Source organism: Rhizobiales bacterium NRL2 (assembly GCA_001664005.1).
Classification (GTDB): domain Bacteria; phylum Pseudomonadota; class Alphaproteobacteria; order Minwuiales; family Minwuiaceae; genus Minwuia.
The window spans coordinates 3029773-3042099 of sequence record CP016093.1 but is presented as its reverse complement, the minus strand read 5'-3'; the positions used below and the strand labels follow the sequence as shown (position 1 = coordinate 3042099).

The window sequence follows — 12327 nt, the reverse complement described above, 5'->3', positions numbered from 1 at the left end:
ACTGGGTCCTGGGGTCAAGCCCCAGGACGCCGGTCAGAACTCGGAGGTTTCGGAACCCGCCAACAGGCGGCGAAGTTCGGCGGCGCAATCCTCCAGCGGAGCGGGGGAGGCGGCGACGCGGGCGTGAATCTGCGCGCCGCCGAAAGCCATCAGGATCGTCCGGGCCGTGGCCGGCGCACGGTCTTCGGGCCAGGCATGGCGCAGGAGCATGGTCTCGACTTCCCCGCGCCAGCGCTCATGCGCTTCCCGGCCGACCGCGGTGATCGCCGCCGAGCCCGGCGCGTTCTCCAGCAGTACCGTGGTGATGGGGCAGCCGTCGCGCCAGCCGGACTTCGCCATCCAGCCGATCAGCTTCGCCACATAGCGGTCGACGAAATCCGCCGGATCCGAAGCCTCCGCCGCGAGCGCCCTCAGCGTCAGCGTGACCCGCTTCGCCGCGGCCTCGATGGCGCGGGCGCCGATCTCTTCCTTGCCGCCCGGGAAGTAGTAGTAGAGCGAGCCGCGCGGCGCGCCGGCGGCGGCAAGTATCTCGTTCGTACCGGTCGCGGCGTAGCCCTGGCGCCGGAACAGTTTCGCCGCTTCCGTCAGCAGGGCCATTTCATGCTGCGCTCTCTTGCCCACTGCCTTGCTCCATCATTGCCGCGCGGAAGCTAGCATCAATACAAAATTATGTAGACCTGTCTAATAAAATCCTGCATCCTCCGGCTCGAACGGGAGGACAGAATGACCGATGTACCAGCGGGCTTCGCGCCGAACACGAGACGAAGCGGACTGACCGATCCGTGGGAGCCGATCTACGTGCGGGAGACACCCGAGGCGCTGATCATCGGGCTTCGGGCCGCGGCTGCGCACTGCAACGCGCGGGGCTTTGTCCATGGCGGCCTGATCAGCGCGCTGGCCGACAACGCCATGGGCCATTCCATGCGGCTGCATCTGCCCGAAGGCACGCGGCTGGTGACGGTGAACCTTTACCTCGACTATCTCGCCAGCGGCCAGCAGGGCCAGTGGCTCAGCTTCGAGACGGAGTTCGTCCGGCCCGGCCGCAACCTGGCTTTTGCACAGTGCTTCGTCCGCGCCGACGGAGAGGCGATCGCACGCGGCAACGCGACCTTCCGCGCCACGCGGCCGCGTCCGGAAACGGCGGCCGCCTGATATGGATCTTTCGCCCTACAGCACCGGGTTCCGTGCGGCGCTGGCCGCCGGCATCCACGCCATGCCGAGCTCGGTCTGGCTCGGGCTGCGCTGCATCGGCTTCGCCGACGGGCGGTCCGCCATCGAGATGCCGATCCGGCCCGAGATCACCTTCGACGGGCGGATCGTGCAGGGCGCGGTCGTCGGCGTGCTGGCCGATTATGCTGCGGTCAGCGCCGCGACTGCGGCCTGTCCGGACGGCTGGCGGGCGTCGACGACGGGCTACAACGTCCACAATATCGCGCCCGCCGCGGGCGAACGGCTCGTGGCGCTGGGGCGGATCGCCGGCCGGTCGCGGACCAGCGCGTCCAGCCGCGCGGACGTCTACGCCGTCACGGGCGACGAGTGGACACTGGCCGCGACCTGTCTCGCCACGTGCCGCCTGATCGAGCCGGTCTGATCAGCCAGTCCGCGCCGGCTGCTGGCCGTAGGTCCTGAATTTCTCCAGCACCACGTCCATCTCCCCGTCGGAGAGGATCGCCGGGCCGCCGAGCTGGCGGGCCAGGATGTACTGGGCGGCCAGGTTCTCGACCTCCTGGGCGAGCTTCAGCGCCTTCTCGACGGTCTCGCCCAGGGCGATCACGCCGTGATTGGCGAGCAGGCAGGCGCGGCGGTCCTCCAGGGCCTTCAGCGCCGCGTCGGACAGTTCCTGCGTACCGAAGGTGCGGTAGGGGGCGCAGCGGATATCGCGCCCCCCCGCGGCGGCGACCATGTAGTGGAAGGCGGGGATGCCCTCCCGCCGCGTCGCAAGCGCCGTCGCGTTCAGCGAATGGGTGTGGCAGATGCCGCCGGCGTCCGGCCGCGCCCGGTAGATGTCCAGGTGGAAGCGCCATTCGCTGGAGGGCTTCAGATCGCCCTTCCAGCCGCCGTCGAGATTCATGAAGACCATCATGCTCTCGTCCAGCGCGTCGTAGGCCAGGCCCGAGGGCGTGATCCAGAAACCGTCGCCGTCCCGGGCCGAGAGATTGCCCGATGTGCCAGGCGAGAGCCGCGCGGTCTCCATGGCCCGGCAGGCGGCCAGCAACGTCGCAGCGGCGTCAGCCATCGTTCTTTTCCGGATAGAGCGAAAGCAGGCCTTCCTCGGTCGCCGGGGCGACGCCGCGCTCCGTGATCAGGCCGGTCACCAGCCGCGCAGGCGTCACGTCGAAGGCCGGATTGCCCGCTTTCGCGTTCTCCGGCAACACGTCGACGGTGACGATCTCGCCGCTCTCGGTCCGCCCCGAGATGCGGCCGACCTCCTCGGCGCCGCGCTCCTCGATCGGGATCTCGGCGACGCCGTCGGCGACCTGCCAGTCGATGGTGGGGCCGGGCAGGGCGACGTAGAACGGCACCCCGTTGTCCTTCGCCGCCAGCGCCTTCAGATAGGTGCCGATCTTGTTGCAGACATCGCCCCGGCGCGTCGTCCGGTCGGTGCCGGTGATCACCATGTCGACCTGGCCGTGCTGCATCAGGTGCCCGCCCGCATTGTCGACCACGACCGTCAGCGGCACGCCGTGGGCGCCCAGCTCCCAGGCCGTCAGCGACGCGCCCTGGTTGCGCGGCCGGGTCTCGTCGACCCAGACATGGACGTTGATGCCGTCGTCATGGGCCTTGTAGATCGGGCTCAGCGCCGTGCCCCAGTCGACGGTGGCCAGCCAGCCGGCATTGCAGTGGGTCAGGATGTTGACCGTCTCGCCGGGCTTCTTCGCCGCGAGGTCGCGGATGATCTCCAGCCCGTGATTGCCGATGGCCTCGTTCATCGCCGCATCCTCGTCGGCGAGCTCGGCGGCGGCCTCGTAGGCGGCCCCGGCGCGCTCCTCGACGGGGCGGTTGTGCAGCGCGGCCCGCATGCGCTCCAGCGCCCAGAACAGGTTCACCGCCGTGGGGCGCGTCTTGCGCAGCGTCTCGATGGCGGTGGCAAGACTGTCGTCCGAAGGGTCGGCGCGCATGGCCAGCGCGACGCCATAGGCGGCGGTCGCCCCGATCAGCGGTGCGCCGCGCACCAGCATGGCGCGAATGGCGTGCGCGGCTTCCTCGACGGTCGTCAGGTCCACGGTCTCGAAGGCGTGCGGCAGTTTCGTCTGGTCGATGATCGTCACCGCCCAGCCATTTCCGGCCAGCTGCACCGGCCGCCACGGAACGCCATTCACCAGCATGATCTCACCTGTCGGGTTCGAGCAGCACCTTGACCTGCCTGTTCGGCGTCTTGAGCGCCTCGAAGGCCTCGGAGAAGCCGTCGAAGCCGACCCGGTCGGTGATCAGCCCCGCCGCCTCGATCCGGCCCTGGTCCAGCATGTCGATACACAGGCCGAATTCCTGGCGCAGATAGCAATAGGCGAAGATCAGGTCCAGTTCCTTGGTCACCGGCTTGACCGGCAGGATGTGGTCCAGGTGCATGCAGACGCCGACGATGACCACCTTCGCGTCGAAGGCGGCGTAGTCGATGGCGAGTTGCATGGAGCCCTTCACGCCGACGCAGTCGAAGACCACCTCCGGCCGGCCGCCGGCGATCTGCTTGTAGCGCTCGATCACGTCCTCCTTCGAGGCGTCGATGGCGTCGGTCGCGCCGTACTTCGCGGCCATCTCCGCGCGGTTGTGGTTGAGGTCGGAGACGACGACATGACGCGCGCCGAAGTGCCGGCACCAGATCGCGGTGGCGAGCCCGACGGGGCCCGCGCCGATGATCAGCACGCTGTCGCCCGGCTGCAGGCGGGCGCGCACGGCGGCGCGCAGGCCGACGGCCAGCGGCTCGATCAGTGCACCATCGCCCTTGCCGAAATGACCCGGCAGACGAAGGCTCTCCCTGGCTCCCACGCGGACATAGTCGGCGTAACCGCCCGGCACGTCGCCCAGGCCGATGCCGCGCGCGGTGCGGCAGCGCTTGACGTCGCCGGTCAGGCACTTGTCGCAGGTCCCGCAGCCGATGGTCGGCAGCGCGGCGACGCGGTCGCCTTCCTTCAGTGCGGTCTCGGTGCCCGGGCCGATGGCGACGATCTCGCCGCAGAATTCGTGGCCCATCACCGAATCCGGCTTCAGCGGCGGCATGCCGCCGGAGCCGTCATGGTTGTCGGAGATGTGCAGGTCGGAGCCGCAGATGCCGCAGGCCTCCACCTTCAGGATCAGTTCGCCGGCCTGCGGTGTCGGATCCTCGATGGCGCCGACCTCCAGTGGCCGGCCGGGTTCGCGGAAGATGGCTGCGCGCATGTACTTGTCCTCCCCAGGATGCGGGCGGCGAGTCTGCCGCCCGGCCGGGGTTCGCGCAACTCGGACTGTCAGGCCAGCAGGTTTTCGCCACCGCGCGGCGTTGCCTCCGGCATGCCCCATTCGCGGCCCGCATGGGCCAGGGCGCAGAACAGGTAGTCCGCGTGCGACCAGCGCACGATCAGATCGAAGGACGGCCCGCCCGCCGCGCCGTCATCTCTGCGCTGCAGGATCCAGGCGTTGCAGTGCCCGAAAACGGTGCCCCGGGCGTCGCCCTGAACGAAGCTGCGGGCGTGCATGTCCAGGGTCGTCAGCTTCATCAGCGCCTCGCGCGCCTTCGGCCCGGCGAACTCCAGCGTCGTGTAGTAGTCGGTGACGTTCGCCACCTGGTGATGCCGCCAGTCGAGCGCTGACGCGAGACTTTCCGCCAGCTCGTGTTCCTTGCCCTCCCCGCCGAGAACCAGAAACTCGTCCGGCGACAGCCAGGCGGCGGTGATTCCGTCGGCATCGAGGAAACGGCAGTTGCCGGGCGCATCGAGGCCGGCCACTGCTCTCAACGCCAGTTCGGCGTCGCCGGCGTGGGCGCGGAGGATCAGCTTCGCCTCGAAGGGCCGCTCCCGCAGACGGAGCAGTTCGTCGGCGGCGTCGAGCGGTTCGCGATGGGCGAGGGGGGAGCGGCGGACCGGCGCGTTCATTGGCTGCTCTCCTTCGCCGCCAGGAAGTCGTGCCCGACAATCCTCGCCGGCATGGGTCTGTCGCCATCGCGGGAGATATAGACAGTCTCTCCCATGCGCCGCGAACCGGCCCTGACCACGGCGAGGGCGATCGAGCGTTTCAGGTTGGGGCTCATGTAGCTCGAGGTGACATGGCCGATCATCGGAATGGGCCGGGCCTTGGGTTCCTCCGGCGTCTCGATGATCTGGGAGCCCTCCATGGCGACGAAGGCCGGGTCGTCCGTGAACAGACCGACGAGCTGCCGGCGGTCGTCGCGCGCTGTGTCCGGCCGGCTGAGCGAGCGCTTGCCGATGAAGTCGCCCTTCTTCCAGGCGATCGCCCAGGGCATGGCGAGGTCCTGCGGCGTGTTGGTGCCGTCGGTCTCCTGGCCGACGATGATGAAGCCCTTTTCGGCGCGCAGCAGGTGCATCGTCTCGGTGCCGTAGGGCACGAGGCCGTGCGGCTCGCCGGCTTCGATCAGCCGCTCCCACAGCCAGAGGCCGTAGGTCGCCGGAATGTTGATCTCGTAGGATAACTCGCCCGAGAAGGAGATGCGGAAGACCCGGACCGGCACGCTGCCCGCGCTGCCTTCGCGCCACGTCATGAAGGGGAAGGTCTCCGGATCGAGGTTGACGCCGTCGACCACCTGCTCGACGATCTTCTTCGCGTTCGGGCCGCAGACGGCGCAGACCGCCCATTGCTCCGTGGTCGTGGTCAGCCAGACCTTGAGGTCCGGCCACTCGGTCTGCAGATAGTCCTCCAGCGTGCGCAGCACGCCGGCCGCGCCGCCCGTGGTCGTCGTCATGTGGAAATGATCGTCGGCCAGGCAGGCGGTGACGCCGTCATCGACGATCATGCCGTCCTCGCCCAGCATCAGGCCGTAGCGGCACGCGCCCACCGGCAGCTTCTTCCAGGCGTTGGTGTAGACGCGGTTGAGGAAGGTCCGGGCGTCCGGTCCCTTGATATCGATCTTGCCCAGCGTCGAGGCGTCGAGCATGCCGGCCGTGGTCCGTGCGGCCAGCGCCTCCCGCTGCACGGCGTCGTGGAAGCTCTCGCCCGTCTTCGGGTAGGCGCGGGCGCGCAGCCAGTCGCCGACCGGCTCGAAGACCGCCTTGCGTTTCACGTGCCAGTCGTGCATCGCCGTGGTCCGCCGCGGCACGAAATGCGGGCCGACATGCTGGCCCGCCAGCGCGCCGATCGTCACCGGCCGATAGGGCTGGCGGAAGGTGGTGGTGCCGACCTCCGGGATGGAGATGCCGCGCGCCTCGGCCATGATCCCGAAAGCGTTGACGTTGGAGATCTTGCCCTGGTCGGTGCCCATGCCCTGGGTGGTGTAGCGCTTGGCATGCTCGACGCTGTCATAGCCTTCGGCAATGGCGAGCTTCAGATCGGAGGTCTTCACGTCGTCCTGCAGGTCGACGAAGGCCTTGGCCTTCACGCCCGACTTCAATCCCGGCACTTCCCAGAACGCCCTGACATTCAGGCTCTGGACGTTGGTAGTTTCCACCTCCGGCTGCTTCTTCGGACGCACGGTGAAGCCGGATGCGCGGGCCGCATCGACGCCGGCGCGGGCGCCCTCCGCCATCGCCTCGGCAAGGTCGAAGACGCCGTTGCAGGCCCCGGCGGAGCGTTCCGCCTGCCAGGACCGGCCCGGCCGGAAGGACGTCAGCGTCTCGTCCCAGCGGAGCTGGCCGCGCGACTGGGCGAAGAGCGCCACATTGGGGTTCCAGCCGCCGGAGACCGCAATCAGGTCGCAGTCGATGCGGGAGACGGAACCACGTATCCGCTGCTGGCCGTCGAGTCCCGCAAGGCACGCGGCGTTGACACGATGGCGGCCCGTCGTCCCGACCACGGCGGTCGAGGGATGGACGGCGATGCCCTTTTTCAGCGCGCCCAGCGCCAGCCGCTCGTCGAGATCTCGCCGGAGGTCGACGATCCCGGCGATCTCCGCGCCGGCGTCGTGCAGGTCGAAGGCGGTCTGCCAGGCCGTGTCGTTGTTGGCGAAGATCAGAACGCGCTTTCCCGCAATGACGCCGTAGCGGTTGAGAAAGGTCCGCGCCGCACCGGCCAGCATGATTCCGGGGCGGTCGTTCTCGTGGAACACCAGCGGGCGCTCCAGCGCGCCGGTGGCCAGCACGACCTGTTTCGCCCGCACCCGCCAGACCCGCTGACGGGGCAGGCGGCCGTCCCGTTCGCGGCGGGGCAGGTGGTCCTGCACCTTCTCGAGCAGGCCGACAAAATTCTGTGCGTAATAGCCGAAGGCCGTGGTCCGCGTGAGGATGGTCACTTCCGGGTGACTGCGAAGCTCCTCCAGGACCGCCGACAGCCATTGAGACACGGGCTGGCCGTCGAGGGCGACGCTCTCCGGCGCCGCCGACAGCAGGCTGCCCCCGGCATGCGGTGTGCCTTCGGCCAGTATCACCCGCGCGCCGGAGCGGGCGGCCGAAAGCGCCGCCATCAGGCCCGCCGGCCCCGCGCCCGCTATCAGCACGTCGCAATGGCGGTTCACCGCCTCGTAGCGGTCCGGATCGGGTCCTTCCGGCGCCCGGCCCAGGCCCGCGGCGCGCCGGATGAAGGGCTCGAAGCGCATCCAGCCAGGCCCGCCCATGAAGGTCTTGTAGTAGAATCCGGCCGGGAAGAAGCGGCTGAGCGCGTCGTTGGCGGCGCCGATGTCGTATTTCAGGCTGGGCCAGGCGTTCTGCGCCTCGGCGACCAGGCCGTCGTGAATTTCCTGATCGGTGACCAGGACATTCGGATCGGTCGCCGCGCCCCCGCCGAGCTGGACCATGGCTGCCGGGTCCTCGACGCCGGCGGCGACGATGCCGCGCGGGCGGTGATACTTGAAGCTGCGGGCGACCATGATCTCGCCATTGGCGAGCAGCGCGGAGGCCATGGTGTCGCCCTGATGGCCCAAATAGTCCCGCCCGGCGAAGCGGAAGCTGACATGGCGGGCGCGGTCGATCAGGCCGCGTCCCTCGATGCGGTGCGACTGGCTCATGCGTCTTCAGCCTCTGTTCCGCGCACCAGCTTCACCGCGTCGTTGCCGGAGCCGATCGAGGATTCCCCCGAGGGCGTCCGCGGCAGGTCGGCCCTCACCTCGGGCGGCCGTTCTCCAATGCGATAGACGGCGTGGATCTGGTCGGTCGCAGTATTGCGCAACATGTTGAAGAACTTCCGGCATCCGGCCGCGTGCCACCAGCGCTCGGCGTAGAGCCCCTTATCGTTCCTGCGCATGAAGACGTAGCCGGCCCATTCCGCGTCGGTGAGTTCGTCAGCGTTGGCGGGGCGCGCGATATGGGCCTCGCCGGCATAGGCGAATTCCGCCTGGTCTCGCGGGCCGCAATGGGGGCAATCGATCACGAACATGGGCGGTCGGGCTCCCTCAGTGCGCCACGGCGGCGGCGCCGTGCTCGGCGACAAGCGCGCCGGTGACGAAACGCTCGACGGCGAAAGGCGCGGCGATGGCGTTGGGTTCGTCGCGGGCGATCAGGTCGGCGAAGACGTGACCCGAGCCCGGGGTCGCCTTCCAGCCGCCGGTGCCCCATCCGCCATTGACGTAGAAGCCCTTCACCGGCGTTTTCGAGATGATCGGGCTGGCGTCCGGACAGACGTCGACGATGCCGCCCCACTGCCGCATCATCCTGAGCCGCGAGAACATCGGAAACAGCTCCATCAGCGAGGCCATCTGGTGCTCGATGATGTCGAGGTTGCCGCGCTGGGTGTAGGAGAGCTGGGCGTCGATGCCGGCGCCGATGACCAGTTCGCCCTTGTCGGACTGGCTGCAGTAGACATGGACCGCGTTGGACATCACCACGCAGTCGAGTACCGGCTTGATGGGCTCCGAAACGAGCGCCTGCAAGGGGTGGCTCTCGATCGGCAGTCTCAGATCGACCATCTTCGCGATCACCGAGGTATGGCCGGCGGTGACGGACGCGACCCTGGGCGTGCGGATGGTCCCGCGCGTGGTCTCCACGCCCGTGACTTCGCCGTTCTCGGTCAGGATGTTCGTGACCTCGGTCTGCTGGATGATGTCCACGCCCATGGCGTCCGCGGCGCGGGCATAGCCCCAGACCACGGCGTCATGACGATTGACGCCGCCCGATCGCTGCAGGGTCGCGCCGAGCACCGGATAGCGGATGTCGGGGGAGATGTTGATCGCCGGGCAGAAGCCCTTGACCTCCTTCGCGTCCAGCCATTCGGCCTCGACGCCGTTCAGCCGGTTGGACTCGACGCGGCGCTTGAGCTGCCGCATCTCGCCATCGTCATGGGCGAGGTTCAGAACGCCGCGATGGCTCATCATGATGTTGAAGTTCAGCTCCCGCCCAAGCGTCTTCCACAGCCCGAAGGCGTGGTTGTAGAGCGCCGCGCTCTCGTCGAAGAGATAGTTGGAGCGGATGATCGTGGTGTTGCGCCCGGCGTTGCCGCCGCCGATCCAGCCCTTCTCGATCACGGCGATGTTCGTCATGCCATGCTCTCTGGCCAGATAGTAGGCGGTCGCCAGGCCGTGCCCGCCGCCGCCGATTATGACGGCGTCATAGGACGGCTTCGGTTCCGGATGACGCCAGACCTTCCGCCAGCCGGTATGGCCGCGCAGGCCCTCGCGCAGCAGCTCCAGGGCAGAATAGCGTTTCATGCGGCGCCCCCCGAACGCGTTTGACCTTGTCCCAGCGAAACCGGTTCGGACGGTTCGCGCAAGGGCCGGCCGCGGCCCCGCGGACCCCGGAAGTCGCGGAGTTTCGCGGAACGGCCGCGCGGCGGGAGCGCGCGCCGCGACGCCGTCTTTTCCAGCCGCGACACCGGCCCTTCGCGCGGCCCTGAAGTGACGGTCGATATGGTTTTGTCACATGGCTGAAAAAAATGGGGAGACGCCGCCTTGAATTCTGAGCAAGATGCCCCGAATCCGAGGGCGCGGTATGCGGTTCTAGGCCCTTGACGGTAAAACCATATCTCAGCCGCGCATGGCCGACGGTAGGACGCGAGTCGCCCGAATGGACCAGTCGATAATCCCCCACCGGATCGTCTTTTTCCTGGTCCCCAACTTCTCGATGATCGCCTTCGCCTCGGCGCTCGAGCCGCTGAGGCTGACCAACCGCACCCTGGGCAAGACCGCCTATGAGTGGACCGTGGTTTCGGCGGACGGGGAGCCCGTGAAGGCGTCGAACGGTCTCGCGGTGGGCGTTGATCTGTCCCTGGACCAGGCCCGGCACCGCATGCTGGACGACATGAAGCCCGAGATGGTTCTGGTCTGCTCCGGCGTGAAGGTGGAGAACTTCCGCAACGCGCAGTTCGAGGGGTGGCTCAGATCCATGCACCGGCGCGGCATCGCCGTGGGGGGTCTGTGCACCGGCGCCTGGCTGCTCGCTCAGGCGGATCTGCTCGAGGGAAAGCGCTGCTCGATCCACTGGGAGACGCTGCCGGCCTTCGCCGAGAAATTTCCCATGGCGGAGGTGCACGCCGACCTCTGCGAGATCGACGATGGCATCTACACCTGCGCCGGCGGCACTGCCGCGCTCGACATGATGCTGCACGTGATCGAAGAGCATTTCGGTCAGTCGGTCATGACCAAGGTCTGCGAATACTGCCTGATCGACCGCATCCGGAACCAGCGCGACCGCCAGCGTCTGCCGCTGCAGGCGCGGCTCGGCCTGCATCACGCCAAGCTGCTGCTGATCATCGAACTGATGGAGGCGAACGTCTCCGAGCCGCTGTCGCTGGCGGAGATTTCGGAATATGTCGGCCTGTCCCGGCGGCAGGTCGAACGTCTGTTCCGCCGCCATCTCGGCCGCTCGCCTGCGCGCTACTATCTGGAAATCCGCATCGACCGGGCGCGGCACCTGCTGCTGCAGTCGAACATGCCGATCGTGGACGTCGCCATCGCCTGCGGCTTCGTCTCGGCGTCGCACTTCTCCAAGTGCTATCGGGAGATGTACGGGCGCTCGCCGCAGATGGAGCGGGCGCAGGCCGAGGCCTATCTCTGAGTCTGACGCCGGCTCGGTGCGCGGGCGCAAGGGGGGTATTGCCATGGAACTCAGTCTCCAGAACCCGGTATTCGCGACGTACGCTGTCGCCGCGGCACTGATGATCCTGAAGGCGGTGGCCATGTCCTGGCTGACTGTCGCGCGGATGATGCAGGTCAAGGGCGGTTTCCGCGCGCCTGAAGACATCAGGAAGACCCCGCTCAATCCCGATCCGGATCCGAAGCAGATCGAGCCCGACGAGCGGGTCGAGCGCATCCGGCGGATCCATCAGAACGACCTGGAAAACCTTCCCTTCTTCCTGGCGGCGGGGTTCCTCTATGTGCTCAGCGGACCGCCGCTGCTGCTCGCCCAGCTCCTGCTCTATGGCTATGTCGTCTCCAGGCTGCTGCATTTCGCGGCCTATCTGACGGCGCAGACCCATGACATGCGGGCGACGCTCTGGACGGTCGGCTCGCTGATCCTGATCTACATGACCGTCAGCGCCCTGCTGGCGGCGCTGGGAATCTGAGGCGGCGATCTATCGCCGGAAGACACGGCGCGAGACCACCGTGACCAGGGCCCATGCGGCGTTGACGGCGAGACCGGTGACCAGCCCCGCGACGGGATCGCCGGATGGCTGCATGTCCTTGAGCGGCAGGACGACGGCCACTGCGACCAGCGTCGGCGCCACCGCGCCGAACAGGGCGGTCAGCAGCCAGTAGCGCAGGCCCTTGCCGAACAGCGGCGAAACCAACCCCAGGACAATGCCCCAGACACCGCCCCAGAAGGCGGTCGAGACGAGTTGCGGGACGCCCAAAGGCTGGACCGGCTGCATCTGCCACGGCGCGAAGGGCGCGAAGCCGATGCCGTGCAGAAGGGTGAGCAGTATCTGGTGGCCCAGCAGCGTGCCGATGACGCCGGCGACGAACCAGGCCGCAGTGAAGCCGATCAACGCCATGGTCTCTACGCGTCCTCATCACCTTTCGAGATCCAGCCGGGAAACCGGCCCGATTCCTCGTTGAACAGGGTATTCATGCGGCGCAATTGCTCCAGCGGCGCCAGCGTCGCGCGGATCATCGGATCCTCGGGCGTGGCCTGCGCCAGCTTCGAGCCGCCGATGTCGTCGGCCAGGCGCTGCAGCGCGCCGTCGATCTCGCCGCCATCCAGGACGCCCTTACGGCGGATCTCGCCCATCAGCGCCGCCACTGCCAGCAGCAGCCCCGCAATCTGTGCGTCGGTCACGTCGGTATCGCTCGTCATGCCGTTCTCCGCTTTGCAGCCCCTG

General features: G+C 68.1%; 14 protein-coding genes. 4 read left to right on the top strand and 10 right to left on the bottom strand.

The genetic code is table 11. The annotated features are described in order from the left end of the window. Nucleotides 1–33 precede the first annotated feature (33 nt). Nucleotides 34–597: a hypothetical protein gene (locus TEF_14165; GenBank protein ANK81814.1), complete on the bottom strand. Its 564-nt coding sequence runs from the start codon at nucleotides 595–597 to the stop codon at nucleotides 34–36. A 126-nt stretch (nucleotides 598–723) separates the two neighbouring features. Between TEF_14165 and TEF_14160 the strand changes: the two genes are divergently transcribed. Together TEF_14160 and TEF_14155 are read left to right on the top strand one after the other, a co-directional pair. Next, entirely contained in the window at nucleotides 724–1152 is a 429-nt protein-coding gene (locus tag TEF_14160) for a thioesterase (protein ID ANK81813.1), read from the top strand. A gap of 1 nt (nucleotide 1153) precedes the next feature. Then, entirely contained in the window at nucleotides 1154–1591 is a 438-nt protein-coding gene (locus TEF_14155) for a hypothetical protein (protein ANK81812.1), read from the top strand. Here TEF_14155 and TEF_14150 read toward each other — a convergent pair whose 3' ends face one another. The 7 genes from TEF_14150 to TEF_14120 all read right to left on the bottom strand — a co-directional run bounded on the left by TEF_14150 (nucleotide 1592) and on the right by TEF_14120 (nucleotide 9718). After that, nucleotides 1592–2236 (bottom strand): fuculose phosphate aldolase, encoded by a 645-nt coding sequence (locus TEF_14150; GenBank protein ANK81811.1) that lies wholly within the window; start codon nucleotides 2234–2236, stop codon nucleotides 1592–1594. Then, nucleotides 2229–3326 (bottom strand): S-methyl-5-thioribose-1-phosphate isomerase, encoded by a 1098-nt coding sequence (locus TEF_14145; GenBank protein ANK81810.1) that lies wholly within the window; start codon nucleotides 3324–3326, stop codon nucleotides 2229–2231. The genes TEF_14150 and TEF_14145 overlap by 8 nt, the downstream gene beginning before the upstream one ends. A gap of 4 nt (nucleotides 3327–3330) precedes the next feature. Next, a complete protein-coding gene (locus tag TEF_14140) occupies nucleotides 3331–4374 on the bottom strand; it encodes a hypothetical protein (GenBank protein ANK81809.1) in 1044 nt (347 codons plus the stop codon). Nucleotides 4375–4442: 68 nt separating this feature from the next. Then, nucleotides 4443–5066, bottom strand: a complete 624-nt coding sequence (locus TEF_14135; protein ID ANK81808.1) for a hypothetical protein — start codon at nucleotides 5064–5066, stop codon at nucleotides 4443–4445. Then, nucleotides 5063–8083 carry a sarcosine oxidase subunit alpha gene (locus TEF_14130; protein ANK81807.1) on the bottom strand — a complete coding sequence of 1007 codons (3021 nt, stop codon included), beginning with the start codon at nucleotides 8081–8083 and terminating at the stop codon, nucleotides 5063–5065. Before TEF_14130 ends, TEF_14135 begins: the two co-directional genes overlap by 4 nt. Further along, complete coding sequence (locus TEF_14125) at nucleotides 8080–8451, bottom strand: sarcosine oxidase subunit delta (protein ID ANK81806.1); 372 nt, start codon at nucleotides 8449–8451, stop codon at nucleotides 8080–8082. The genes TEF_14130 and TEF_14125 overlap by 4 nt, the downstream gene beginning before the upstream one ends. Nucleotides 8452–8467: 16 nt before the next feature. Next, nucleotides 8468–9718, bottom strand: a complete 1251-nt coding sequence (locus tag TEF_14120; protein ID ANK81805.1) for a sarcosine oxidase subunit beta — start codon at nucleotides 9716–9718, stop codon at nucleotides 8468–8470. A gap of 355 nt (nucleotides 9719–10073) precedes the next feature. Here TEF_14120 and TEF_14115 point away from each other — a divergent pair, with 355 nt between their 5' ends. Next, nucleotides 10074–11063, top strand: coding sequence for an AraC family transcriptional regulator (locus tag TEF_14115; protein ID ANK81804.1), 990 nt, complete (start codon nucleotides 10074–10076; stop codon nucleotides 11061–11063). A 43-nt stretch (nucleotides 11064–11106) separates the two neighbouring features. Beyond that, entirely contained in the window at nucleotides 11107–11571 is a 465-nt protein-coding gene (locus TEF_14110) for a glutathione S-transferase (protein ANK81803.1), read from the top strand. 9 nt (nucleotides 11572–11580) lie between these two features. Here TEF_14110 and TEF_14105 read toward each other — a convergent pair whose 3' ends face one another. Further along, the gene (locus TEF_14105) at nucleotides 11581–12000 is read right to left on the bottom strand and encodes a hypothetical protein (GenBank protein ANK81802.1); all 420 of its coding nucleotides are present in this window, start codon (nucleotides 11998–12000) and stop codon (nucleotides 11581–11583) included. A 5-nt stretch (nucleotides 12001–12005) separates the two neighbouring features. After that, a complete protein-coding gene (locus tag TEF_14100; protein ANK81801.1) occupies nucleotides 12006–12302 on the bottom strand; it encodes a hypothetical protein in 297 nt (98 codons plus the stop codon). Nucleotides 12303–12327: the final 25 nt, after the last annotated feature.